The 25,999-nt window shown below is 32.8% G+C and carries 19 protein-coding genes, 2 riboswitches and 1 other annotated feature; of the genes, 15 read left to right on the top strand and 4 right to left on the bottom strand.

Annotation, left to right across the window (positions count from 1 at the left end; genetic code table 11):
- Nucleotides 1-19: 19 nt before the first annotated feature.
- The 8 genes from DW1_RS13580 (at nucleotide 20) to DW1_RS13545 (ending at nucleotide 10,344) form a co-directional block, all read left to right on the top strand.
- Entirely contained in the window at nucleotides 20-925 is a 906-nt protein-coding gene (locus DW1_RS13580) for a peptidylprolyl isomerase (protein ID WP_074351344.1), read from the top strand.
- A gap of 185 nt (nucleotides 926-1,110) precedes the next feature.
- Complete coding sequence (locus DW1_RS13575; RefSeq protein WP_074351342.1) at nucleotides 1,111-1,314, top strand: hypothetical protein; 204 nt, start codon at nucleotides 1,111-1,113, stop codon at nucleotides 1,312-1,314.
- Between the two features lie 318 nt (nucleotides 1,315-1,632).
- Nucleotides 1,633-2,076, top strand: a complete 444-nt coding sequence (locus DW1_RS13570; RefSeq protein WP_074351341.1) for a MarR family winged helix-turn-helix transcriptional regulator — start codon at nucleotides 1,633-1,635, stop codon at nucleotides 2,074-2,076.
- A gap of 225 nt (nucleotides 2,077-2,301) precedes the next feature.
- Nucleotides 2,302-4,554: an ABC transporter ATP-binding protein gene (locus DW1_RS13565; protein WP_074351339.1), complete on the top strand. Its 2,253-nt coding sequence runs from the start codon at nucleotides 2,302-2,304 to the stop codon at nucleotides 4,552-4,554.
- Nucleotides 4,551-6,392, top strand: coding sequence for an ABC transporter ATP-binding protein (locus tag DW1_RS13560; protein ID WP_074351338.1), 1,842 nt, complete (start codon nucleotides 4,551-4,553; stop codon nucleotides 6,390-6,392). The genes DW1_RS13565 and DW1_RS13560 overlap by 4 nt, the downstream gene beginning before the upstream one ends.
- 417 nt (nucleotides 6,393-6,809) lie before the next feature.
- The gene (locus DW1_RS13555) at nucleotides 6,810-7,922 is read left to right on the top strand and encodes an ATP-NAD kinase family protein (RefSeq protein WP_074351336.1); all 1,113 of its coding nucleotides are present in this window, start codon (nucleotides 6,810-6,812) and stop codon (nucleotides 7,920-7,922) included.
- 81 nt (nucleotides 7,923-8,003) lie between these two features.
- On the top strand, nucleotides 8,004-8,948 hold the full coding sequence (locus DW1_RS13550) for a magnesium transporter CorA family protein (RefSeq protein ID WP_074351334.1): 945 nt from the start codon (nucleotides 8,004-8,006) through the stop codon (nucleotides 8,946-8,948).
- 244 nt (nucleotides 8,949-9,192) lie between these two features.
- The gene (locus DW1_RS13545; RefSeq protein ID WP_074351333.1) at nucleotides 9,193-10,344 is read left to right on the top strand and encodes a double-cubane-cluster-containing anaerobic reductase; all 1,152 of its coding nucleotides are present in this window, start codon (nucleotides 9,193-9,195) and stop codon (nucleotides 10,342-10,344) included.
- A gap of 165 nt (nucleotides 10,345-10,509) precedes the next feature.
- Here the strand turns inward: DW1_RS13545 and DW1_RS13540 are convergent, their stop codons facing one another.
- Both DW1_RS13540 and DW1_RS13535 read right to left on the bottom strand, forming a co-directional pair.
- On the bottom strand, nucleotides 10,510-12,135 hold the full coding sequence (locus tag DW1_RS13540; RefSeq protein WP_074351331.1) for a LuxR family transcriptional regulator: 1,626 nt from the start codon (nucleotides 12,133-12,135) through the stop codon (nucleotides 10,510-10,512).
- A gap of 25 nt (nucleotides 12,136-12,160) precedes the next feature.
- Nucleotides 12,161-13,558: an ABC transporter substrate-binding protein gene (locus DW1_RS13535; protein WP_074351329.1), complete on the bottom strand. Its 1,398-nt coding sequence runs from the start codon at nucleotides 13,556-13,558 to the stop codon at nucleotides 12,161-12,163.
- A 286-nt stretch (nucleotides 13,559-13,844) separates the two neighbouring features.
- Between DW1_RS13535 and DW1_RS13530 the strand changes: the two genes are divergently transcribed.
- From DW1_RS13530 to DW1_RS13520, 3 genes are all read left to right on the top strand, one after another.
- A complete protein-coding gene (locus DW1_RS13530; protein ID WP_074351328.1) occupies nucleotides 13,845-14,198 on the top strand; it encodes a magnetosome magnetite crystal formation protein family in 354 nt (117 codons plus the stop codon).
- A gap of 63 nt (nucleotides 14,199-14,261) precedes the next feature.
- Nucleotides 14,262-14,768: a DUF6591 domain-containing protein gene (locus DW1_RS13525; RefSeq protein ID WP_074351326.1), complete on the top strand. Its 507-nt coding sequence runs from the start codon at nucleotides 14,262-14,264 to the stop codon at nucleotides 14,766-14,768.
- 82 nt (nucleotides 14,769-14,850) lie between these two features.
- Complete coding sequence (locus tag DW1_RS13520; protein ID WP_074351324.1) at nucleotides 14,851-15,708, top strand: helix-turn-helix domain-containing protein; 858 nt, start codon at nucleotides 14,851-14,853, stop codon at nucleotides 15,706-15,708.
- Nucleotides 15,709-15,892: 184 nt separating this feature from the next.
- Here the strand turns inward: DW1_RS13520 and megL are convergent, their stop codons facing one another.
- Nucleotides 15,893-17,095 carry a methionine gamma-lyase gene (gene megL, locus DW1_RS13515; RefSeq protein WP_074351322.1) on the bottom strand — a complete coding sequence of 401 codons (1,203 nt, stop codon included), beginning with the start codon at nucleotides 17,093-17,095 and terminating at the stop codon, nucleotides 15,893-15,895.
- Between the two features lie 264 nt (nucleotides 17,096-17,359).
- Nucleotides 17,360-17,485, top strand: a riboswitch (cyclic di-AMP (ydaO/yuaA leader).
- 275 nt (nucleotides 17,486-17,760) lie between these two features.
- Between megL and eam the strand changes: the two genes are divergently transcribed.
- The 3 genes from eam to DW1_RS13500 all read left to right on the top strand — a co-directional run bounded on the left by eam (nucleotide 17,761) and on the right by DW1_RS13500 (nucleotide 22,177).
- Nucleotides 17,761-19,023 (top strand): glutamate 2,3-aminomutase, encoded by a 1,263-nt coding sequence (gene eam / locus DW1_RS13510; RefSeq protein WP_074351320.1) that lies wholly within the window; start codon nucleotides 17,761-17,763, stop codon nucleotides 19,021-19,023.
- A 166-nt stretch (nucleotides 19,024-19,189) separates the two neighbouring features.
- Nucleotides 19,190-19,316, top strand: a riboswitch (cyclic di-AMP (ydaO/yuaA leader).
- Nucleotides 19,317-19,415: 99 nt separating this feature from the next.
- Nucleotides 19,416-20,534 (top strand): NAD/NADP-dependent octopine/nopaline dehydrogenase family protein, encoded by a 1,119-nt coding sequence (locus tag DW1_RS13505; protein ID WP_074351319.1) that lies wholly within the window; start codon nucleotides 19,416-19,418, stop codon nucleotides 20,532-20,534.
- Complete coding sequence (locus tag DW1_RS13500; RefSeq protein ID WP_074351317.1) at nucleotides 20,534-22,177, top strand: cobalamin-dependent protein; 1,644 nt, start codon at nucleotides 20,534-20,536, stop codon at nucleotides 22,175-22,177. Before DW1_RS13505 ends, DW1_RS13500 begins: the two co-directional genes overlap by 1 nt.
- A gap of 196 nt (nucleotides 22,178-22,373) precedes the next feature.
- Here DW1_RS13500 and DW1_RS13495 read toward each other — a convergent pair whose 3' ends face one another.
- Nucleotides 22,374-23,939 carry an FAD-dependent oxidoreductase gene (locus DW1_RS13495; protein WP_074351315.1) on the bottom strand — a complete coding sequence of 522 codons (1,566 nt, stop codon included), beginning with the start codon at nucleotides 23,937-23,939 and terminating at the stop codon, nucleotides 22,374-22,376.
- A 432-nt stretch (nucleotides 23,940-24,371) separates the two neighbouring features.
- Nucleotides 24,372-24,600, top strand: a binding site (T-box leader).
- Between the two features lie 133 nt (nucleotides 24,601-24,733).
- On the opposite strand from DW1_RS13495, the gene DW1_RS13490 reads away from it, so the two are divergent.
- On the top strand, nucleotides 24,734-25,909 hold the full coding sequence (locus DW1_RS13490) for an ABC transporter substrate-binding protein (RefSeq protein ID WP_074351310.1): 1,176 nt from the start codon (nucleotides 24,734-24,736) through the stop codon (nucleotides 25,907-25,909).
- The last annotated feature ends 90 nt before the right edge of the window (nucleotides 25,910-25,999 follow it).

The raw sequence follows: 25,999 nt of genomic DNA, 5'->3' as shown, positions 1-25,999 counted from the left end.
TTAAACTTTGGAGGTAATTATGACTAAAAAATTGGTAAGCAAAAAAAACTGGAAGAGCATATTATTAGTAGTTTCGTTAGTGCTTGTTTTCAGCATGACAGGTTGTCAAAGTAAGCAGGCAGCAGATGGAGAAATTGTAGCTAAGATAAATGACCATGTCATTACTAAGGACGAGCTATATGAATACTTAGTTGCAGAAAACGGTGATCGAGTATTAGATGCATTGATTTCAGAAAAAATTATAACTATTGAAGCAGAGAAGCAAAAAATCAGCATTTCAGAAGAAGAGATTCAGGCAGAAATTGATGAAATAATATCTAATTATGGTGGAGAAGAAGTATTTAATCAAGCTATGCAGTATTATGGATATTCATTAGATGATATAAAGAAGAATATTACTACTAATACGCAGATTAAAAGACTCCTTGAACCTAGTATTTCAATTTCAGAAGAAGAAATGCAGGAATACTTTGAAGCAAACAAGGAAGAATTTGAACAAAAAGAGCAAGTAAAAGCTAGTCACATCTTAGTTGAGACAGAAGAAGAAGCTAAAGAAATCAAGGAAAAGCTATCAACTGGTGAAGATTTTGCAGAATTAGCTAAGGAATATTCAACAGATGAAGGTAGTAAAGTATCTGGTGGAGATTTAGGCTATTTTGGAAGAGGACAAATGGTTCCAAGCTTTGAAGAGGCAGCTTTTTCATTAGAAATAGATGCAATCAGTGAGCCTGTTAAGTCTGATTTTGGATACCATATAATTAAAGTAGAAGATAAAAAAGAAGCCAAGGAAGCTAATTATGAAGAAAGCAAGGATAAGATAAAAGATATGCTCCTTGATAGTAAAATTCCTCAAGCATATCAAGAATGGTATCAAGAAAAACTTAACGAATATGAAATAACTAATTATCTTAAAGAGAATAAATAAATTTTAGAGAACATTAAAAATACCTATAGCTGGTGAATCAATAAACGCCTTCTGTAGGTATTTTTAATGTTTGTAACTAGAATAATTTGAGTACCTGATTATGGTATAATTATAATAAAAATAGAGTAGTATTATATAATTTGCATAATAATTTGCATATTTTAAGTAGATATGGAGGCGGTCAGATGAAAATATTATTACTTCCCTTCATTGCGTTAGCCAAACTAGTGGAAGGCATTATAAAAATAACTGGAAGATTAGTAGCTATTATTTTAGGTGTTGTTTTTATAATTTTAGGTATAGTATTAAGCTTAACTGTGATTGGTGCAATTCTTGGTGTTCCCTTAGCAATTTTAGGGCTAACTATTATAATAAAAGGATTATTTTAATACAAAAGAAGACATTAGCATTAATTAAGCAGTCAAAAAAGTTAATTTAGATAATTATCTAGATTAACTTTTTTATTTTTATGCTCAATAGTAAGGTCCTATTTTTATGTTCCTTATATAAAGAGGCTTTCTTTAAGCGAGTTTAAACAAAGTTTTTTTGTATATTCATATACAAGATTTTATTTAGTCGGCTAACTAAAACTTATTTTGATAACAATATGAAGGTGTAATTATATTTTAGAGAAATATTGACTAATATCTATTATAGTGATATTATTTAAAATATGTTTAGTCGACTAATTAAATTAGGAGGTTATTATGGAATATTTTCATAAAGATTCTCTATATTATATTTTTTTAGAAATACTTAAACTTCATTTTTATCGCACTCATGTACTTTTTGACGAAATTGGAGTATATCCAGGGCAGCCGCACTTATTATTTGTTCTGAATAAAGAGGATGGCTTAAGTCAAAGTGAGATAGCGACTAAGTTAGATGTAAAACCTTCTACTGTAACAGTAATGCTTAGGAGGATGGAGAAGGCAAACTTAATAAGACGATACCAGGATACTGAGGACCAAAGAGTTACTAGGGTATATATTACAGATGAAGGTAGAGAAACCTGTAATAAGGCAATAAAAATAACCCAAAAGCTTGAGGAAGAGTGCTTCGGAAACTTTACAGTAGAGGAAAAAATAATTTTAAGAAGGCTATTTATGCAAATGAGGGCTAATCTAGCTGCAGTAAATGATAAGGAATAACTTTGTTGTAGGGCAAAGGTTAAAAAAAGAGATATTTCAGATCCAAAAAAATAAAGCATTTATTGAAAAACTAATATTTTGTTAGTCGTTATAAAGCTAATTGCACGAAATCAAAGATTTTAGTAATTTGCAAAAAATCATTGACAAAAAAATTTACTGACAGAAGGTCCTGTTATATAAAAAAATTAAAATAGGATTTTCTGTTGTCAAAAAAAGGAGGGCACTATGCTTAAATTATTCAAAGAGTTCAAGCCATTTACTATATCGATACTAATCATTATAGGATTACTTTTCCTTCAAGCTAGTACAGAGCTTGCTCTTCCTGACTATATGTCAAATATAGTTAATGTAGGGATTCAGCAAAATGGAATAGAAAATGCAGTACCAAAGGTAATTAAAGATACAGAAATGGAAAAAATCAGATTATTTTTAAATGATGAAGAAAGAAATCTTGTAGACAGTAGCTATAAGTTAATAAATGCAAATGGGGATAGTTTAACAGAAAAAGAACACAAGGATTTTGTTAAAAAGTATCCTTCATTGGAAAAAGAAGCTGTATATATGTTAAATACAAAAAACAAAGAAGATATAGAAAAAATCAATTCCTTTTTCGGTAAAGCACTACTAACTGTAGCAGGTATTGAAAAAGGAGTTCCACAAGGTGTATCAGCAGAGGATATGGGAAGTAGTCATTTTGCTAACTTACCTGAAGGAACAGATCTTTTCATGATAATAAAAAACGCTCCAAAGGAGCAATTTGATGTAATGATGACTGAAATAAATAAGCAATTTGAAGGTTTGCCTGAGTCAATAATTAATCAGTCTGCAATTAACTACATTAAAACCCAATATGAAGACATGGGGATAGATATTAGCAAGATTCAGTATAACTATATATTCTATATAGGCGGAGTGATGCTAATTATTTCACTTTTAAGTATGTTAGCAGCAATATTGGTGGGGCTTTTATCTTCAAGGGTTTCATCTGGACTTGGAAGAAACCTGAGATTTAAGGTTTTCAAGAAAGTAACTGCCTTTTCAAATGGAGAATTTGATGATTTTTCAACAGCATCTTTAATAACTAGAACTACAAATGATATACAACAAGTGCAGATGTTTATGATAATGATGTTGAGAATGGTGTTCTATGCACCTATATTAGGGGTAGGTGGGGTTATTAGAACTCTAAGGACAAATACATCTATGGCATGGATAGTTGCAGTAGGAGTTGTTGCTATACTTACATTAATTATAGTATTATTTGCAGTAGCTATGCCTAGATTCAAAAAACTACAAAAGCTAGTTGACAAGATAAATCAAGTAATGAGAGAATCTCTTACTGGAATGCTGGTAATCAGAGCTTTTAATACTCAGAAATATGAAGAAAAGAAATTTGACAATGCAAATAAAGATTTAACTAAAACCAACCTATTTATATCTAGAACAATGGCTATGATGATGCCAACTATGATGTTAATTATGAATGGAGTTACATTATTAATCGTATGGATAGGTGCTCATGAAATAGACAAAGGAGTAATACAAGTTGGAGATATGATGGCATTTATGCAGTATGCAATGCAGATAATCATGTCATTCCTTATGATATCAGTAGTATCAATATTACTGCCAAGAGCTTCTGTATCAGCTGGAAGGATATCAGAAATATTGAACAAGGAGCTTTCAATAGAAGAGCCTATTAATCCTAAGGAATTTGGAAAGGACGCTAAGGGATTATTGGAGTTCAAGAATGTTAGTTTTAAATATCCAGGAGCTGAAGCAAATGTTCTTGAAAACATAACTTTTACTGCAAAACCTGGAGAAACTACAGCATTTATCGGAAGTACAGGAAGTGGTAAGTCTACTCTTATTAACTTGATTCCAAGATTTTACGATGTAACAGAAGGTCAAATACTATTAGATGGAATAGATATAAGAGATATAAGGCTTCATGACTTGAGAGAAAGAATAGGATATGTACCACAGAAGGGAGTTTTATTTACAGGAACTATAGAAAGCAATATAAAGTATGGTAAAAATGCTAATGTTACAGATGAAAGTGTTTTAAAGGCTATAGAAATAGCCCAAGCTAAAGAATTTATAGACCAAAAAGAAAAGGGAATTTTAACTGAAATAGCTCAGGGAGGAGTCAATGTATCAGGTGGTCAAAGACAAAGACTATCAATTGCTAGAGCCTTAGCTAAGGAACCAGAACTTCTTATTTTTGATGATAGCTTCTCAGCACTTGACTTTAAAACAGATGCAGCTTTAAGGAAGGCTATAAGTAAAGAAATAAAGGATAGAACTGTACTAATAGTTGCACAGAGAATAAGTACTATAATGAATGCTGAAAACATTATAGTTCTAGATGAAGGAAAAATAGTAGGTATGGGTAGACACAAGGAGCTTTTAAAGAACTGTAGCGTATATAAGCAAATAGCTCTGTCACAACTATCAGAGGAGGAACTTGCCATATGAGCACAAACAATGTAAAGAGACCACAACAAGGAAGAGGTCATGGTCATATGATGGGTGGAGGCGAGAAGCCTAAAGATTTTAAAGGAACTTTCTCTAAGCTTCTCAGATACCTTAAGCCCTATAGACTAAAACTAATTATAGTAATGCTATTTGCCATAGGAAGTACAATCTTTACCATTAGGGCACCTAAAATTCTTGGTAAAGCAACAACTAAAATATTTGAAGGTCTAGTATCTAAAGTATCAGGAGCTACTGGTGGAGGAATTGACTTTCAGTATATATTAAATATAATTCTTCTCCTAATAGGACTATATGTAGCATCATCACTCTTTTCCTTTATACAAGGAGTTATAGTTGCTGGAGTTTCACAGAAGGTATCATATAATCTAAGAAAGGAAATAACTGAAAAGATAAATAGACTTCCGCTTAAATACTTTGATTCAGTATCTCATGGAGATGTATTATCAAGAGTTACAAATGATGTAGATACTATTAGTCAGACTTTAAATCAAAGTATGAGTCAGATAATAACTTCTGCTGTTACTTTTGTAGGAGTTCTGATAATGATGATTTCTATAAGCTGGCAGATGACTCTTGCTGCGATTTTAATATTGCCTATTTCAATGGTTTTGGTCTTAGGGGTAGTTAAAAGATCACAGAAATTTTTCAAGACTCAACAGGAGTCTCTTGGACGAGTTAATGGTCATATAGAGGAAGTCTACAGTGGACACAATATAATGAAGGCCTTTAATGCAGAAGAAGAGGTAATAGAGGAGTTTAAGAAGATAAATGGAGAACTCTACAATTCTGCTTGGAAGGCGCAGTTTCTTTCTGGTATGATGATGCCTATAATGACCTTTATAGGGAATTTAGGATATGTTGTTGTTTCAATCTTAGGTGGCTGGTATGCTATTAAGAAGACTATAGAAGTGGGAGACATACTTTCATTCATTCAATATATAAAAAGCTTTACTCAACCAATAACACAGGTAGCTCAAATCAGTAATGTTCTTCAGTCAACAGTTGCTGCGGCTGAGAGGGTATTTGAGTTTTTAGAAGAAGAGGAAGAAATTAAGGAAGCTGAAGTTCCTGTTAAACTAGAAAATGTAGAGGGAAGAGTAACTTTTGAAAACATTAAGTTTGGATATACCAAGGACAAAATAATAATAAATAACTTCTCGGCAGACATAAAGCCAGGGCAAAAGGTTGCTATAGTAGGACCTACTGGAGCAGGAAAGACTACCATAGTTAAACTATTAATGAGATTTTATGAATTGAATGAAGGAAGAATTTTAATAGATGGTCATGATATCAGTAAATTTACAAGAGAAGATCTAAGAGATAATTTTGGTATGGTTCTTCAAGACACATGGCTTTTCTCAGGTAGTATAATGGATAACATAAGATACGGAAGATTAGATGCAACAGATGAGGAAGTAATAAAAGCTGCTAAATCTGCTCATGCAGACAGGTTTATTCATACCTTGCCAGAAGGATATAATATGATTATTAACGAGGAAGCTAACAATATTTCTCAAGGACAGAAGCAGCTTTTAACAATAGCTAGAGCGATTCTCTCTGATCCTAGGATTCTCATATTAGATGAAGCTACATCTTCTGTAGATACTAGAACAGAAATATTGATACAAAAAGCTATGGAAAACTTAATGAAGGGAAGAACATCATTTATTATAGCTCATAGGCTTTCGACTATAAGAGATGCAGATTTAATTTTAGTTATGAGAGATGGAGATATAATAGAACAAGGAAGTCATGAAGAACTTATGGCTAAAAATGGTTTTTACGCAGAGCTTTATAACAGTCAGTTTGCAGCCTAATAATATATAAAATAAAGCTTTAAATAAGAAGCACTCTTTGAGGGTATAATTATATTACCTTCAGAGAGTGTTATTTTTAGAGATGAAATAGAAGTGTAGACTAATAGGTCATTTGAATTTTATATCTATATTTTTACTGATGACTTTTTGTTATTGGTTCAGTAGCTATGTCTCATGGACTAAGAAGATAAATGATAATAACTTTTAGAGTTATAATAATTTATTTTTTATGGGCTTAGGCATATAGGATTTTCATCAAAAAACGGCATAATAAAAGAAGGGGGCAGATTGAAAAACTGTAGGTACTATAATATACTAAGGTTAAGTTTCTGTAAGAGTTATGATGAAACTGTAATAAAGGTATAGGTTAATAAAATAGAGAAAAGTTTTGAAAAATATTTAAAAGAGGTGAATTTTATGAAGCTAGGATTTATAGTCAATCCCATTGCAGGAATGGGAGGAAGAGTAGGACTTAAGGGTACTGACGGTAAGGAAGTATTAGAAAAGGCCCTCAGTCTAGGAGCTATACCTGAATCTCCAATCAAGGCAAAAAAAGCCTTAGAATCCTTGCTGCCAATTAAAGATAAGCTTGAGATATTCACTTATCCTGGTAGTATGGGAGAAGAAGAAGCACTAGAGTTAGGATTTGAACCAATAGTTCTAAGTGAAAAGAAAGATAGTTTTGGGCCTGAAGATACAGAAGAGGCAGCGAAAAAAATGTTAGCTGAGGGAGTAGATATAATACTTTTTGCTGGAGGAGATGGTACAGCACGTAACATCTACAATGCAATAGGCACACAGGTACCTGTTATTGGGATTCCAGCAGGAGTTAAGATTCATTCAGCAGTATATGCAAGTCATCCTAAAGCAGCAGGGGAAATTGTTTTAAAATATTTTCAAAATGAAGACATGAAGACTAAAGAAGTAGAAGTAATGGATATAGATGAAGAAGCATTTAGAGAAGGCATAGTGACTGCAAGGTTATATGGATATATGAGAATACCTCTAGAGCCTGAACTAGTTCAAACAAGTAAGTCTAGTGGTATAGGTTCTGAGGAAGATGCACTAGAAGGCATTGCAGAAAAAATCGTTGAGGATATGGAACCTGATGTATATTATATAATTGGTTCTGGAACATCTACTAGACCTATAATGGAAAGACTAGGACTACCTAATACCCTATTAGGAATAGATATTGTAAAAAATAAAGAGTTAGTTGCATCTGATGTGAACGAAAAGCAAATCCTAGATATTATCGAAGGAAATAAGGCTAAAATAATAGTTACTGTTATAGGTGGTCAAGGCTATATATTTGGAAGAGGAAATCAGCAAATTAGTGCAGAGGTTATAAGGAAAGTAGGAAAAGAGAATATACGTGTTATTGCGACTAAAAACAAACTTATGTCATTAAAAGGGCGACCTCTCTTAGTAGATACAGGCAATGAAGAAGTAAATAAAATGTTTAATGGATATATAAAGGTACTTATTTCTCATTATATGGAGTCAGTTGAAAGAGTAGAAGGTTTATAATAGCAAAAAAGAAAAAATTTATTCCAAAACTGTGGATTCACTGAAAGTCCCTTATGTAGTAGCTAGATAAGGAGATATAATATGAATATATTCAATCTTACTAATGAAGTTATTGAGGAACAGGAACTTACTGAGAATTGGTATAATAAAGACAACATTTATTTCATAGTATGCTCAGGAAAAGAAATACTTGAAATTCAGAATATATTTGACTTTGCCCCAGAAACTATTGAAGAGTGTATCCATTTTGATGATTATGTTAAAATGGAAATTTACGATAATTATGACTATATAAACTTGAATTATTTTTACTTAATAGAAGAAAATTTAGTATTTGAAGAGCTTAATATATATTTTGGGGAAAACTATCTTATATTGGTATTAGACCAGGAAAGTGTCCTCAGAAAAGACATAATGGAAAGTATATTTCAAAAGCTTGAAAAGTCATATAAGATAGAAGGCAGACTTAGTAGAGCATATTATATAATATTTGATAGGCTATTGACTGATCTGTTTTCAACACTTGAAGAAATGGAAAGTAAGATACAAATATTAGAGCATTTGATTATACAAGAGGCGAATCAAGAAAAGCTAGCAAGGATTAATCATTACCGCTTAGTAGTCAATACAATGAAAAGAAGCCTTCGTCCTCTATTATACATAGGAGATCAAATAGTAGTTAATGAAAATGAGTTTATTGCAACGGGGTATATTAAATACTTCAAGAATATAGATATACGCTTAAATAAGCTATATGATTTTATAACAGATTTAGCGGAGAGGATTAACAATCTTCAATATCTATATGATAGTACAATATCTACAGAGAGAAATAGAATAAGTGAGCGATTAACAATTATAGCTACATTTTTTGCACCATTAACTGTAATAACAGGCATATATGGAATGAATTTCACAAATATACCTGAGTTACAATGGAAATACGGTTATCCAATAGTTATTGGAATTATGATTGTTGTAAGTTTTGGCTTATATATTTTTATGAGAAAGAAAAAGTGGTTATGAAAAACCCATAGAATAATTTTAAAATAGCTGTTTTTTTAAACAGCTATTTTAATGCCCGCATAGAGATACCTATAAATATAGATTTAATTATAGATATTTACAATAATAAGAATTGACATAAATGTGTTATATTTTTAGTGTGTTGTTAAATCAGTAACAAATATAAAGGAAGTAGCTATGTCATACAGGTCTAATAAGCTAGAAGCTAACAAATATAATAGAGAAGATATAGGAGGTTTAGTGGATGCACGATTTACCTAAATTGTTTAATGAATATGATGAAGCTAGACAGGAAGGATTTATTAAAGTAAAAGGCTACAAAGAACAGGGGAAAAAGATAGTTGGTACATTTTGTACTTATACTCCTAAGGAAATAATGGAAGCAGCAGGAGCTATATCTGTAAGTCTTTGTGGCACTAGTGAAGAACCTATACAAGATGCGGAACGTGATTTGCCTAGAAATCTTTGTCCTTTAATTAAATCGAGCTATGGGTTTGCTATAACTGATAAGTGTCCTTATTTTTATTTTTCAGATTTAATAGTTGGAGAAACTACCTGTGATGGAAAGAAAAAAATGTATGAATTACTTGGTGAAATAAAGCATGTTCATGTAATGCAGCTTCCACAGAATAATAAAGATGAAGAGTCACTAAGACTATGGAAGAATGAAGTGATAAAACTAAAGGAACGCATAGAGAGTGAGTTTGGAGTAGAGATTACCACAGAAAAGTTGAAAGAAGCAATAAAAGTTGTAAACGAAGAAAGAAGAGCAAAAGAAGAGTTTTATGAGTTAGGCAAATTATGTCCACCACCAATGAGTGGATTAGAAATGCAGAAAGTTCTTTATGGTTCGCAGTTTAAGATGGATATAAAAGAAAATATAAATAATCTAAGAGAGCTTACAGCAAATATTAGAAAAGAATATGAATCAGGCAAGAGAACTATATCTGAAAATGCACCAAGGATATTAGTAACAGGTTGCCCTATAGGTGGAGCATCTGAAAAGGTTATTAAAGCCATAGAGGATAATGGTGGAGTAGTAGTATGCTATGAAAACTGTGGCGGAGTAAAGGCTACATATACAAAGGTAGATGAAAGCAAAGATCCTATAGATGCAATAGCAGAAAAATACTTGAGTATACCTTGTTCAGTAATGTCGCCTAATCAGGATAGGCTAGATTTGCTCTCAAAAGTAATTGATGAATATAAAATAGATGGGGTTGTGGAGGTAATACTTCAGGCATGTCATACTTATAATGTTGAGAGCTACTCCATAAAGAGATTTATAACTGAAAAGAAGAATAAACCCTATATAAGTATAGAAACGGATTATTCTCAAAGCGATATGGGACAGATTGGAACAAGAATTGGAACATTTTTAGAAATGATGCCCTAAGCTACTTCGATTATTATAGATAAGCTAATAATAGAACTAGTTTTAGATTGTATTAATATCAATTAAATAGTTTACATTTTTACTTCGCCCATAATATTCCAATTAATGTATTAAAATGAATATTATGGGCAGTAATTTTAAATGTGGAGTAGTGTGCCTCTTACGCTATTCAAATTCCTTTCCTACTTCCTTTAACATACTGATATATAAGAGAAGTTCATCTCTTGAAGAGACATTAAGCTTACTATAAATACGTTTGCTATGAGTCTTTACTGTGTTTATACTTATATAGAGTATTTCGGCTATTTCTTTTGCTGTGTGACCTTTTACATAGAGGTCAAAAACAGAGCGTTCTGCAGGAGAGAGTTTCTTAGTGTTTTCTATAAATTCATCCAGTATTGAAAATGAAAAAACCTCAGTAGCTGTATTTTCAATTGATTCTCTATTATTAGAAAGGAAATCAATTATATCGTCTATCTCGGGAATTTTAGTTTTAGGTGCCTCACTTAGATGTGAGGATTTTATGATGTCCAAACCCTCAGAAATGGGCTTAATAAATCTTTTGCTTAGGAAAAATGAAGCAAATATACCCAGCACAAAAAGCAAAACTAATAAAGAGAATAGCATCAAATTAAGCTGAGCTACAGAGGCTACAATATCTTCATTTGGCATCATAAGTGCAACTACCCAGTTTTCATCATGAAAAACAGAGTCCTCTGGATATAATTTTATAGGCATATGGGTTCCCCAATATGAGTTACCTTCATTCTGCTTATATGAATAAAAAGAATTCTTGTTTTCAACTATCCTAAGCATACTTTCATTTCTTGATATTACTCTAGCTGAAAAACTACCAGCAATCAAAGACTTATCGAAGTCTATGGATTCATTTTTTACTGGTGACAGAACACAGAATAAGCGCTTAAAATCACGGTTATTTGGAGCGTGGGTTAGCTTAAAAAGCATAGAGCTTACCTCAAGTCCACCTACACCAAAGACATTACCCTTTGAGTCTATTAAAGGCACAGAACAAAGCATTACTTCCTCGCTAGTATTAGGAAACACAAATGAACTACTCCAGTAATATAACCTAGACATAGGAAGCCCTTTATGTAAATTAGCTTCAACCATAGGTTCATAATAATATGGAGCATTACTAATGTCGAATTCCATTTTCCACTGAGCATGGAGTGAAAGGAAATTGTTTCGACTAATACTTGGAAAGCCACGTAATACTATTATAGTTGGTGAAGAGGAATTAATTATGTTAGGCTCCATATTCTTTATATATAATCCTGCTCTTGAATCATGTGAATTGTCAAGATTAGGATTGACGGTAGCATTTAGAATAAAGAATACACCGCTACCCTTAGATATTTGTAGAAAAAACAAGGCTTGTTCAAGCTCATTAGATATGATTTCTTCTAGAGCTTCAGGGTGCTCTTGTAAGTTTGATAAAGATATGCCTAAATCATCTGCTTTTTTTTCAATACTTCTAGATAATTCCCTTGAAAAATTTATAGCATGAGTTGAAAACTGACCATATTGTTGTCTAATTTCTTTATAAGCATGTATCAATTCATTTTCAACAAGTTCTTCACTTTCTACTAATCCAGCAGTAAGTGTTCCTGTTATCATAAGAATTCCAATAACTCCAAGAATAATAGTGAACACAAGAACTATCAAAAATAGAAAAAGTCTCTGGCCCATAGGTATACCAAGCTCGGCAGATTTCTGGAGCTTATGCTTTAATATATTAATTTTTTCTTTACTAGATAATATTCCCTTCAACTAAAACATTCCTTCTTTCTAGATTCTATCTTATAGGAAAGCAGTTAATAAAATCATTATACATGTTCTTAGAGACAGCTTTATATGCTGTTTCTGACTCATTGTTTATCAGAAGTTCAATGTAGGCTTGCTTACCTTTTGTTGCGGCTTCCCTTAATTTATTCTCATATTGCTTCTGTAATTCATCAACTCCATCAAATAGTGGAGGGATATAAAATGTATATTCTTTTTGCATCTGCTTAGAAGTCATAAGTAGTTTTTTAACATTTTCATTTGGTATATTATTTATTTCTTTTGACATTATTTCACCAAAAGCTTCTTTTGTAACAGGGAGATACCCAGTTGATGATATAAAGCGAATATTATTTTCAGGACTTGTAAACCATTTTAAGAAAATACCTGCTGCATATTCCTTTTCTTCTGTTGACTTAATTACGCTCATGCCGGCACCACGTTGTATAGCTATTTTTTGACCGCCTTCAAATATAGGGTACGGTAATATAACAAGTTTGACTGGCTCTGAAGTATTATCTGAGTATGTAACTGTAGTAGGGAAAAAAGATACACCTGCAGTTGATCCTATTGAACAAACTATATCCCCTGTTTTAGCCAAATCAGTTGCATATCCATCAAATATAGCTACCTGCCCTAAAACAGCAGGCTCAAAATAATTTTCCCATATCTTATTGTATTGATTAGAAGTAAGATTAAATGAATTGCCTTCAATAAAATTTCCACCTAGTTGTTTGCACCCTATTAGAGAGTAATTGAAAAGGGAATCTGCCATGAAAAAAGTCTTACCGTCATTTTCAATATCTGGTGTTTTTCTATCGGTCCAGTCATAATAAAGATTAGCTACTCTTATAATTCCTTCAAATGTTTGTAAGTCCTCTAGCTTAACACCAGTATCATTTGCGAATTTATCAAACAAAAAAGTATTGACAAATAAAACTTCCGTAGACTTAGCAGTTGGGAAAACGTAGAGACCATCATCTTGTATTTGCCCTTCCTGTATAAATTCTGGTATATATTTAGAAAGTTCTTCAGAAGTAAATTGCTTATTAAGATCAGCAAGAAGTCCTTTCTTTGCCAGTACTAGAGCTGTTCTAGGGTAGGCAGAGGTTATGTCAGGAAGAGATGGTGCTCCAGGTTCATCATTTGCAGCCATAACAAGCTTCTCGTGAAGCGTTGAACTTCCTGAGATGGACGTGATATTTATTATGATGCCTTTTTCAGCACCTATTGTTTCGTTAAACTCATCAATCATATAATCCATAGTTTCTTTTAGCTGACCACCATAATTATGCCAAAGATCTAGAGTTATTGGGTTTTTCGAGCTCACTTTTGTACTTTCATTGCAGCCAGTTAATACTATCATAAGTATAGAAAATAAAATTATAAAGACAAATAATAACTTTTTCATATTACACCCCTAATTAAAATTATTTCAAAGTATTATTTGTATCAAAGTTATGATATGGAATATTGCTATTAATAAAATACTTAGTAATAACCTTATTATAACATATAAAGGTTAACTTACCAATATAGGCGCTTATGGAATAGACCAACCCCATTATTTAAAAATCACTCAAGAGATGATGCGGTTTCTAGCCTAAAATCACCCCTAGAGTGATTACTTTTTTAGTGGAAAATATGTAAACTAAGAGTGAAAATATAATAAACTGAAAAAATGAGGAGGTATTAAAATGACAGAACAAAATAATTACAATCAAACCAAGGATACAGTTCCAGTCTTTGAACAAGAGGATATTGAAAAAAACAAGGTAATGGCAGGACTTGCTTATATTATCTTCTTCTTACCTTTATTAGCTTGCCCAGATTCTAAGTTTGCAAAATATCATGCTAATCAAGGGTTAATATTATTGATTGTAAGTTTTGCAGGTAGCATTATTTTAAGTTTAATACCAATTATTGGGTGGTTGTTATTGCCCATTTTTACTGTAGTAGTATTCATATTTGCTATTATAGGTCTTGTTAATGGGCTTGGTGGAAAGGTAAAGGAACTTCCTATTATAGGTAAATATAAGATATTGAAGTAATAAATCCTGTATAATTTCAGATTTGTATAGCTTATAAATATAACTGAGAAAGGAAGGGAAGAAATGGTTAAGAGAATCCTAGCAATAATACTTGTACTTGTTATCCTATTTACTCTAGGAGCCTGTGGCATTAGAAAAAAAGTAGATGAAAAGATATCGGAAAAAATAACAGAAGGAGTAGTAAGTAAAATTACAGGTGGCAAGGCTGATATAGATTTTGATAAAGGAGGACTAACAATAAAAGAAGATGGGCAAGAAGTTACTTTTGGTGGTTCTGAATGGCCAGAAGGGAAAGCTGCTAATCTTTTACCAAAGCTTAAAAAGGGCAATATAACATCGGTAATTAGTTCTAACAACCTATCTATGATTAGCATAGAAGGAATAGATGAAAAGGTCTTTAAAGAGTATATAGAAGAGCTAAAGGATAAAGGTTTTGAGAATGACATCTCTGAGTTTTCTGACAACTCAACCAAAAGCTACTATGCAACACTAGATGAAAATGCTTATGTGCAAGTAATATACAGTGTGGAAGATAAAAGTATTAATATAAGTGTTCAGGTTAATGAATAGAGGTTATGAACGGTAAAAGCAATGTTTAAATGCGATCTCTACTGTTGATAGAATTTAATAATTATTTACTGGAGGAGTTACTATGTTAAAGTTAGACGATATATTATTTAAGAAGTTACCTGATGAATATACTTCAGACTTAAAAATATACGCAAGCAATAATATATCCATTGCTAAACCAGATAAATTTATTACAAACGTAGAATCCTGCTTCAATAATTATCATATTTCAATCCCAACAGTTACTCCTCCTCCGACAAAAATAGGAAATAGGGTTTATGAATTTAAGGCGAACAGGGCTATGGTACTGAATCCTGGTCAGCCAATTTTAGTCACTGAGGATGTCCCCACAAAAGAATATATAGCAATAGTTGTTAATAAAAAATTCATGCAGGAAATTGCATACAATGCCTGTGGTAAGACAGATGTGCAATTTATCTTAGATAATTATGTAGTAAGTAGAAGACTTATGAATTCTATAGAAGAGTTTATATATGAGGCAACTAACAAATTATCTAATTTTACATTGATGTTAGATAGCCTTAGTATTCAGATTGCGGTACAGTTACTTAGGGAAATAGATAGTAACATAACAAGTAAAATCAGCAAGAAAGTTTATTCAGATAAGCCTCATATAAACAAAGCTATAGAATTTATCGAGGAATATTACAACAGCAATATTAGTATTGAGGACTTGTGTAAAGTATGTAATCTAAGTCCGTATCACTTTATTAGAATATTTAAGCAGGAAACTGGAAAAACTCCACATGAATATATACTAGATAAGAAGATTGAAGAAGCTATAAAGTTAATTGAGGGTAAGCAGTATTCATTAAATGAAATAGCCCAATTATGTGGCTTTATCAGTCAAAGTCATTTTAGCACGGTGTTTAGAAAAAGAATTGGTATAAGTCCCTCACTCTATAGAAAACAGCTATGACAAAAATCTAAATAGATTTTAATATAAGGGGCAATTGCATTATATACAATATATAGTTTTATATAAAAAATCAAGAGATTCTTCGGACTTGCGTTTTCAGAATGACGTGCTTTGCAAGCTGTCACACTAGACGTAAGGGAAGAATCTCTTTTTATTTAGTTAAGCAACATCCTCTATCATAAATTTATAATATCATATCTAAAGCATTTTTTAAGTCATTTATTATATCACTGCAAGTTTCAAGACCTACGGATAATCTAACCAGGCCTTCACTAATACCAGCAGCTGCTCTTTCTTCAGGCGTATAAGGAGAGTGAGTCATAGAAGCAGGATGTTGTATTAGTGTTTCTGTATCTCCTAAGCTTACAGCTGTTTTGCAAAGGTGAGTATTATTGATAACTTTTTTACCTTCTTCTATCCCACCATTTAACTCAAAGGCAATAATTGCTCCTGGTAATTTCATTTGTTTTTTAGCTAATTCATATTGTTCAAAGCTTTCTAGTCCTGGATAGTAAACTTTCTTAACTGCTGGATGACTTTCAAGGAATTTAGCAATTTCCATAGCGTTTTGGCAGTGTTTTTCCATTCTTATCTCAAGAGTCTTCATGCCTCTCATAATTAAGAATGCATCAAAGGGGCTTAAGCATGAGCCAGTCATATCTTTTATCCCAAAGAGACGTACTTCATTTATAAATTCTTGCTTTCCTGCTACGAAACCTGCTATTACATCTCCATGACCATTTAGATATTTTGTAGCAGAGTGAAGAACAACGTCAGCTCCAAGCTCTATAGGTCTTTGGATATAAGGTGTGGCAAAGGTGTTGTCTACTATTACTATACAGTCTTCTTTTTCATGGGCTATATCAGATATTGCTTTAATGTCTGTAATAAGCAGTGTTGGATTTGCAGGTGTTTCTAAATATACTACTCTTGTATTTTCCTTCATAGCTTTTCGCACATTTTCAGGATCACTAGTATCTACAAAAGAAACCTCCACACCAAATCTAGTAAGCCCATGATTTATATAGGCAAAAGTACATCCATATAGAGTTTCAGCAGCTACTATATGGTCCCCAGCTTTTAATGTTGTCCATAAAGTTGAAGATACTGCTCCCATACCAGAGCCAGTGGATACGCAAGCTTCTGCACCTTCTAATATAGCAACCTTTTCTTCAACTTGAGAGTTTGTAGGATTACCTAACCTAGTATAGATGTAGCCCTCTTCCTCTAAAGCAAATCTTCTTCCCCCTTGTTCGGCAGTATCAAATACAAAGGTTGAGGTTTGATAAATAGGAGTTACTAGTGCACCAGTAGCAGCATCAGTTTTATGACCTCCATGTATAGCTTTGGTTCCAAACCCCATAGACTCCAATTTTTTTCTTTCCATAATATATGCCCCCCTAAATATAGTTATGTATTGCTATTATAGGAACTAATAAAATCTAAAATAGGAACAACAAAAAAGAGATTAAGTCACTACTATTTTGTATTAAAGCTACATTGATAATATTCAATTTGTCTAGTAAAAACCCTTTAAAGATTAAGAAAAATTTAAAATTACTGGGAGAAGTACCAAGTAAGAGTTAGAAAATAAATTTGCATTTTTCAATGTCTTGTGGTATAATTATAGACAAATTTTATTATGATAATATAAAAAATAATGCTGAATTCTCTTAAGAAGCGGGGGAACCAATTTCTGGGGTGAATCCTATTTAGGAGGGGCTACCCTTTAGTCCTAATCCGGCAGCTAACCTCGTAAGCGTAGAAAGGGGCAGTAATTTTACTTGTATAGAAACCATGAAGCCTCGTGGTTTTTTTATTGAAAAAAGCAGTTTACATAATATAGCAACATAGATTTTGATAACATTTCTAAAGTCCAATCTATGCATATCATGAAAGTTGTTATCGATTCAACTATTTTATATCCTTACTCTTATCCTAACTTTTCAATTATTAATGAGGATGTGTTGATTTATATACCTAGGATTCATTTCCTATTTTTTGTTATGTTACAAGATAATAAAGATATTAAAAGTGAAAGGAGCGTATTTGATGAAAGAAACTTTGAACAGGAAAAAACAAATTTCATTAAAAAGAGCAGAGGAGTTAAAATCTAAAATTCAGGATTATTTAGATATTAAGGATAGTATTCCAGTTGGCTTAAACTTATCAGAAGAATATAAGGAGGCAAAGCTCAAGATATTAGGATTACTAAATGGAACTGATGAGGACTGGAATGACTATAGGTGGCAACTTACCAATAGAATAAGTGATGTAGATACATTAAGTAAAATTATAAACCTAAGCGAAAAGGAAAAATCCAATATTAGAAAAATTGGGGAAAAATATAGGTGGGCTATATCACCATATTATGCAAGTTTGATAGACAAGGATGATAAGTATGATCCCATAAGACTACTTTGTATTCCTTCAATTATGGAAGTGATGGAGAGTTCAGGAGATGCTGACCCCATGGCGGAAGAATACACTAACCCAGCAGGATGTTTAACTAGAAGATATCCAGATAGGCTAATATTAAATGTAACAAATGAATGTGCAATGTATTGTAGACATTGTCAAAGAAGAAGAAATATTGGACAAAAAGATGAACATTCATCCACTGAGATGATTGAGGAATCTATTAAATATATAAGAGACAATAAAGAAATTCGAGATGTGCTTATTACTGGAGGAGACCCGCTTACATTACCGGATAATAGGTTAGATTGGATACTAAAGGAAATCAGTTCCATACCTCATGTTGACTATATCAGGATTGGCTCTAGAGTTCCTGTTACTATGCCTCAGAGAATTACAGATGACTTGGTAAATATAATTAAAAAATATCATCCAGTATATATAAATACTCACTTTAATCATCCTAAAGAAATAACTGAGGAATCAAAGGCGGCATGTGAAAAGCTAGCCAATGCTGGAATTCCACTTGGAAACCAGGCAGTATTGCTAAATGGAATAAATAACGACAAGTTTGTTATGAGAAGGTTGAATCAGGAATTACTTAAAATCAGGGTAAAGCCTTATTATATTTTCCATGCTAAGCATGTTATAGGAACTTCGCATTTTAATACTTCTGTAGATGATGGATTAGAGATAATGGAGTATTTAAGAGGATATACTTCAGGTATGGCTATACCAACATATATAGTAAATGCACCAAAAGGAAAAGGAAAAACACCTTTATTGCCACAGTATCTAGTTTCCAGAGGAAAAGACTATATCATGTTTAGAACTTGGGAAGGTAAAGTGGTAAGATATGAGAATTATCCGACTCAAAATATAAGGGATTTTATTTAAAAGTATAAAGGTTAGCGAAAATACTTAGTTTCCTATTTATCTAATTAAAAAATAGTATTAATTTTTTGGACATGAAAATAATATAATTTATAAATAGATAAAAATATTTCTATTGTAAAGGATGGAAGTATATGTTATAATTTTCATAATAATTATGACTAAAATAAATATAGAATCGCTGAATTCTCTTAAGAAGCGGGGGAACCAATTTTTAGGGGTGAATCCTATTTAGGAGGGGCTACCCTTTAGCCCTAACCCGACAGCTAACCTCGTAAGCGTATAAGGGGGCAGTATAGTATACTGATGTAAAAACTATGGAACCCCATGGTTTTTTTTGACCCCAAAATTTTAGTTAACATAATTCGGAAATTTGATTTTGGGAGGATGGGTATATGGATAGGAGTCTTAGGTATTGTATTATTGGGGCAGGCAATGGAGGAATTGCAATGGCAGGCTACCTTGCGATGATTGGATATAAGGTAAACCTGTATAATAGAACATTAGAAAAGATATTCCCTTTAATGAAGGAACAAACCATTTACCTTACAGGCGAAGAAAATGGATACGGAGTACTAAATAAAGTTACAAACAACATTGAAGAGGCGGTTAAAGATGTTGACATAATAATGGTAACCATACCGGCTATGGGACATTATGATATAGCTAAGGAAATGGCTCCTTATTTAAAAGATGGGCAGATAATAGTATTAAATCCTGGACGGACTGGAGGGGCTCTAGAGGTATATGAAACTCTATTAAGAGAAAGAAAGAAGAACAATATTATAGTAGCAGAAGCTCAAACTTTCATTTATGCTTGTAGAGCTACTAAATATAATCATGCACATATTTTTAAATCTAAAAAGGAAGTAACCTTAGCAGCTATACCAGCTATAAAAACTAATTATGTTTTAGAACTTATCAATGAAGCATACCCGCAGTTCATTCCAGCCAAGGATGTTTTAGAAACTAGTATCAACAACTATGGAGCAATATTTCATCCAGCACCAACACTTTTAAATAGTGGACATATTGAAAGAGGGGCACCTTTTGAATACTATACTGAGGGGATAACACCATCAATAGGTAATTTTCTTGAGAAAATAGATAGAGAGAGAATGGAGTTAGGAAGAATGCTTCAGGTAGAGACATTGTCTGCTACTGAATGGTTAAGGGAGACATATGGAGCAAAGGGTGACAGTATTTTTGAGGCAGTTCAGAGCAACCCTGCATATAAAGGATTGCAAGCACCTCAGGGTTTACATATTAGATATATTTATGAAGATGTTCCCTACAGTCTTGTGCCATTAGAGTCTATTGCCCATAGCTTAGGCATGAAAACTCCGGCCATATCTTCTATAATCAACGTGGCTCAATTAATGACAAATATTGATTTTAGATTAGAAGGTAGAACAGCAGATAGGCTTGGCTTAGAAGGTCTAACTATTGCTGAAATGCATATGCTAGCGAGAAGAGGAACAATAGTTAAGAGAAGGTTGGAAGAGGTGGTTTAATGAAGAAAATTATAGGATTAACACTTGGAAATTGTGTTCATGTAGCAGGGACAATGAATTTTTTAAGTTTAGCAGAAAAGGAAAACTATAAAACAGAATTTGTAGGTATAGGAATAAGCGTTGAAGAGATTATTAAGATTATTGAAGAAAAGAAGCCTGACATTGTAGGACTATCATATAGGCTTTCACCAGAACCGCTTCATAAGATACTTGAAGAGTTGAAGAAAAATATCGAAGAAAAAAAGGAGCTTAAGGCCATAACTTGGCTATTTGGAGGCACGGAGCCAACAGCCTTAGTGGCAGAGAAATATAATATATTTCATAAGATATTTTATGGTACTGAGGATATTGATGAGGTAATAGCTTATATTAAAGGTCAAGAAAATCAAGAAGAAGAAGTGTATCCTAAAAATCTCATAGATAGAATAAAGGCTAAGTATCCATATCCTGTACTGAGACATCATTTAGGACTTACTTCTATAGAGAAGACTATAGAAGCCATAGAAAAGATTGCTGAAGCTAGGGTGCTAGATATAATATCCATTGCCCCAGATCAAAATGCACAAGAGTTTTTCTTTGATCAGGAAAATATGGATGAGAACTTAAGAGGAGCTGGGGGAGTGCCTGTAAGAACTTGTGAGGATTTGAGGAAGTTATATTCTGCAGCTCAAAGAGGGAATTATCCCCTATTAAGGTCTTATAGTGGAACTAAGAACATAATTAAATTTGCAGAGGTTTTAAAGGATACCATAAACAATGCTTGGTGTGCAGTGCCTCTTTTCTGGTACTCAGAGCTAGATAAAAGGGGGCCAAGAACCCTAAGAGATGCCATAATAGAAAATCAACAGGTAATGGCTTGGCATGGAGAAAGAAACATACCAGTAGAAGTAAATGATCCTCATCATTGGAGTCTAAGAGATGCCCATGATGCTATAGGAGTTGCTGCTGCATATTTAGCTGCATATAATGCGAAAAAAATGGGGGTAAGGGATTACATAGCACAATTTATGTTTAATGTGCCAGCTCATATTTCGGCTGAGAACGACTTAGGTAAAATGTTAGCTAAGATAGAGCTAATAGAAAGCTTAATTGATGAGAATTTTAGAGTATATCGTCAAGCTAGAGCAGGCTTAGCCAGCTTCCCAGCAGATTTAAGTCAAGCAAAGGGGCAATTGGCTGCATCTGCATATTTAGCTATGGCTATAAAGCCTCATATATATCATGTAGTGGGCTTCTGTGAAGCACATCATGCAGCAGAGGCAGAGGATGTTATAGAATCCTGTAAAATAGTCAGAGGAATAATCAAAAACGAGTTTTTAGGTTCTATAAACTTAACTAAGGATGCAAATGTTCAAAGAAGAAAAAATGAGCTAATAGAAGAAGCAAAGCTTATCATAGATAGCATAAGAATACTTAATTTTAAAGTGGAAGACCCTTTAATAGACCCAGATACATTAGTAAAAGCAGTTGAACTAGGAATATTAGATGCTCCTCAGCTAAAAGGTATAGGTACAGCAAAAGGAGAATTAAAAACAAGAATGGTAAGTGGCGCATTGTATGCCTACGACGAAGAAAATACTAGAATAATACCTGAGAAGGAGAGAGTAGAAGCTATCCTAAGAAACTCTAATGCCATTTTTTAAATTAACTACACTTTTGACGTATGTCATCCTGAGCGTTAGCGAAGGATCTCGTTAAGCAATAGTTGGCAGTAGTTAAACAATAGTTTAATGATTGTTTAACTACTGCTTATTATTATTTAACTATTGTTATAACATGAGATTCTTCACTACGTCTAGAATGATAAAATAGTGATTTTTACATAGTTTAATATCTTATTTAAAAATCTTCCTGAAGGAGCTTCTTTAAAGTATTTACATCATTAGAAAAGCTTAGTGGTTTTGTGGCGGGGCCTGCAACTATCTCCCCGTCATATGAAAACCTAGAACCATGACAAGGACAATCCCAAGTTCTTTCAGCAGAATTCCAGTTTAATTCACAGCCCATATGTGTACAAGTAGTATTTACCAAGTGTAAATTACCTTCTTCATCTTTATATACTCCAGCTCGCTTTCCATCAATCATGCAAACTTTTCCTTCACCAGGTTTAACGTCTATGTCAGTAGGGAGAGGAGAAAGCTTACCATCTATGAGTTGTTCTGCTACATTTAGATTTTCTACAACAAAATTCTTTGCAGAAGCTAAAATAGTTTTACGAGAAGGATTGTATACATCCTGCCAAGGACTTTCACCTTTCACGATTAAATCTCGAATGAGCATTGCAGAGACCATACTATTTGTCATACCCCACTTTTGAAAACCTGTAGCAATGTAAAGATTAGGTGTGTCAGAAGCATAGTGTCCTACATAGGGGATTCCATCTAATGTCATACAATCCTGAGTAGACCACCTAAAAGGAATATCTTCTATAGTGAAGATATCTTTTGCAAAGCTAACTAGTGTCTCATAGTGCTTAAATGTATCCTTACCTTGTCCTGTCTTGTGATGGTCACCACCAACTAATATAAGTTCACCATTTTCATAAGGTTGATGTCTAAGTGAACGAGCAGGATCTTCAGCATTTATATACATTCCCCCTGGATATTTTTCTTTTGCTTTTACAGCAAGTACATAGGACCTTTCTTGATAAATTCTAGAGTAGTACATTCCTTTTTTATTGTAGAAGGGATAATGAGATGCAATGATTACCTTTTTTGCAGTTACTTTGTTTCCCTTTGCAGTAGTTATTATGTAGTTATCACCTTCATCAAGAGTAATTGCCCTACTTTGTTCAAAAATGTGACAGTCATTACTAGGAATAGTTTTTGCTAAAGCAAGGATGTATTTAAGTGGGTGAAATTGGGCTTGGTTATCAAAACGTACTGCAGCCTTTATAGGCATGGGAAAAGGTATTTCTTCTACATATGATGCTTTAATTCCTAAACTTGAAGCTGCTTTGACTTCATCGCTAATTTGCTGGATGTAGTTATCTTGCATAGTATATACAAATGCAGATTGAGATATATAATCACATTGGATATTATTTTCTTCTGCTATTTTTTTATACTCCTGTATAGCATATTCATTAGCTTCTGCATATTGTCTTGCAAGTTCTTCTCCCATCTGGATTTTTAGCTTATTATAGATTAATTCATGTTGAGATGTAATTTTAGCAGTAGTATATTCTGTAGTACCAGTAGCTATGCGCCTTGCTTCAAGGACAGCAATCTTTAGCCCTTCTTTTTTTAAAAAATAAGCACACTGGATACCTACTAATCCGCCCCCAATTATGGCTACATCTACATTTAAATCCTTTGTTAGAGTAGGATAATTTGTATCTTCAGTAGATGATTTCCAATAAGATTTAGGAAGTTCTCTAAAACTTGTATAATTGTCTATATTCATATTATTCCTCCAAAAAATAGATATAGTTTTCTTCAAATCTATTTTCTGACAACACAGTATAAATTATTCAGCAAACTTCTATTTTTATTAGAGTTTTAGATGCTATAAATTTTAGTTAAGTAAAATTTTGAGAGGTATAAAATGAAATCAAATAATTGTGAGAAAATTGCAATAGAATAATTTGCTTATTGCAAAACCAACAAGGGAAAAGGTTTGCCGAAGTATAAAAAATGCAATAAATAACTTTAAAATAAGCAAATTATGCTAGTTAATATTTAGAGTTAATACAAAAAATTCAAGTTAATTTTTGAAATAGTTAATATTTTGAAATGTTGTTTAAAGAATATTGCAAAAATTATGTTGACAATAGTTTTTTTACATGTTATATTATTCAATATTAAATGCAAAAGAACAATGAAATTAATAATAATGCAAAAAACAATGATGAAGAGTGAACTATATAAAAATCTATTACAGAGAGCTAGGGTAGCTGAGAGCTAGCATAGATTTCATAGGGAACATCACTTCGGAGTTATATAGCTGAAATCAGTAAGCTATAGCGGTAAGCCCCGTTAGAAGGCTAAGGTTTAATTGAACCTGTTGAGTTAATTATCGTGAGATAATTATAAAGTAGAGTGGTACCGCATGAATTGCCTCTGCATGTATATATACGTGCAGAGGCTTTATTTATACAGTTTTTTCAAGGGGGAGGAATGTTAAATGAGCCAAGATGAAGTTGAGATTATAAGCGAGGAAAATTATTTCTAAAAATAATAAGAGTAGAGGTGGTTAAAATGAATAAAAAATTGACAGTAGTACTTTCATTATTTCTTGCATTAAGCCTTATTGCGGGATGTTCCTCTGGAGGAGTAAATAGTAAAGCAGAGAGTGGAAATACAATAAAGGTAGGTTTGAACTTCGGACTTTCTGGTGCTGCAGCAACATATGGTCAAGGTTCTGTAGAAGGTATTGAACTAGCTTTTGAAGAGATAAATAAGAATGGTGGAGTTTTAGGGAAACAAATAGAACTAGCTAAGTATGACAACAAGTCTGAAGACACAGAATCAGCTAATGTTTCTACAAAATTAGCCACTAGAGATAAAGTTGTAGCTATACTAGGTTCAGATACATCTGGAAGTACTAAGGCTGCAATCCCAGCTGCAATGCAAAATAAAATACCAATAATTTCTCCTTCAGCAACTTCGGATGATGTTACAGTTGATAGTCATGGGAAGGTAAAAGACTATGTCTTTAAAACATGCTTCAATGACTCTTTCCAAGGAATTATGATGGCAGAGTTTGCTTATACTGATCTAGGCTATAAAAAAGCAGCTATTCTAGCTGATACAACTAGTGACTATGCTCAAGGACTATCAAAAGCATTTAATGAAACTTTTACAGGGCTTGGAGGAGTGGTCATAAGCGAAGAAGCTTATCAAGCAAAGGATACAGACTTTAAAGCTGTTTTAACAAATATAAAAGGAAAAAATCCAGAAGTATTATTTGTGCCAGGATATTATGAGGAAGTAGGACTTATTATTAGGCAGGCAAGAGAATTAGGGATTAATATACCTATACTTGGTGGTGACGGATATGAATCTCCGAAACTATTAGAGATAGCAGGTAAGGACTCATTAAATAATGTTTATTATTCAAGTCATTATTCTCCAATGGACGATTCAGAAAATGTAGTCAAATTCAAGGAAGCATTTAAAGCAAAATATGACAAGGACCCTGATGCATTCAATGCTTTAGGATATGATTTAGCATATTTTTTAGCAGATGCATTAGAGAGAACTGGAGAAGTTAACCCTGAAAAGCTAAGAGAGGCCCTAGCTTCAACCAAGAATTTCACTGGTGTGACAGGAAGTATATCCATAGATGGAAGTCATAATCCGGTAAAATCAGTAACTATTATAGAAGTAAAGGAAGGACAACCGACCTTCTTAAAGAAATTAGATCCACAATGAATTGATTGAAAATTGAGAATTATGTCTACAGTGGTGAAAGCATATAGTAACGATAGTTCAGCAATAGTTAAACTATTGCTGAACCATTAT

Source organism: Proteiniborus sp. DW1 (assembly GCF_900095305.1).
Lineage (GTDB): Bacteria > Bacillota > Clostridia > Tissierellales > Proteiniboraceae > Proteiniborus.
The sequence above is the reverse complement of the archived record's forward strand: the minus strand, read 5'-3'. Positions and strand labels throughout refer to the sequence as shown.

Coding starts and splice junctions, on each gene's coding strand:
- DW1_RS13505 (WP_074351319.1), top strand. CDS start 19,416: ATGGATAGGAGTCTTAGGTATTGTATTATTGGGGCAGGCAATGGAGGA.
- DW1_RS13525 (WP_074351326.1), top strand. CDS start 14,262: ATGGTTAAGAGAATCCTAGCAATAATACTTGTACTTGTTATCCTATTT.
- DW1_RS13565 (WP_074351339.1), top strand. CDS start 2,302: ATGCTTAAATTATTCAAAGAGTTCAAGCCATTTACTATATCGATACTA.
- DW1_RS13490 (WP_074351310.1), top strand. CDS start 24,734: ATGAATAAAAAATTGACAGTAGTACTTTCATTATTTCTTGCATTAAGC.
- DW1_RS13550 (WP_074351334.1), top strand. CDS start 8,004: ATGAATATATTCAATCTTACTAATGAAGTTATTGAGGAACAGGAACTT.
- DW1_RS13500 (WP_074351317.1), top strand. CDS start 20,534: ATGAAGAAAATTATAGGATTAACACTTGGAAATTGTGTTCATGTAGCA.
- DW1_RS13545 (WP_074351333.1), top strand. CDS start 9,193: ATGCACGATTTACCTAAATTGTTTAATGAATATGATGAAGCTAGACAG.
- DW1_RS13575 (WP_074351342.1), top strand. CDS start 1,111: ATGAAAATATTATTACTTCCCTTCATTGCGTTAGCCAAACTAGTGGAA.
- DW1_RS13580 (WP_074351344.1), top strand. CDS start 20: ATGACTAAAAAATTGGTAAGCAAAAAAAACTGGAAGAGCATATTATTA.
- DW1_RS13495 (WP_074351315.1), bottom strand. CDS start 23,939: ATGAATATAGACAATTATACAAGTTTTAGAGAACTTCCTAAATCTTAT.
- DW1_RS13535 (WP_074351329.1), bottom strand. CDS start 13,558: ATGAAAAAGTTATTATTTGTCTTTATAATTTTATTTTCTATACTTATG.
- DW1_RS13520 (WP_074351324.1), top strand. CDS start 14,851: ATGTTAAAGTTAGACGATATATTATTTAAGAAGTTACCTGATGAATAT.
- DW1_RS13530 (WP_074351328.1), top strand. CDS start 13,845: ATGACAGAACAAAATAATTACAATCAAACCAAGGATACAGTTCCAGTC.
- eam (WP_074351320.1), top strand. CDS start 17,761: ATGAAAGAAACTTTGAACAGGAAAAAACAAATTTCATTAAAAAGAGCA.
- DW1_RS13560 (WP_074351338.1), top strand. CDS start 4,551: ATGAGCACAAACAATGTAAAGAGACCACAACAAGGAAGAGGTCATGGT.
- DW1_RS13570 (WP_074351341.1), top strand. CDS start 1,633: ATGGAATATTTTCATAAAGATTCTCTATATTATATTTTTTTAGAAATA.
- megL (WP_074351322.1), bottom strand. CDS start 17,095: ATGGAAAGAAAAAAATTGGAGTCTATGGGGTTTGGAACCAAAGCTATA.
- DW1_RS13555 (WP_074351336.1), top strand. CDS start 6,810: ATGAAGCTAGGATTTATAGTCAATCCCATTGCAGGAATGGGAGGAAGA.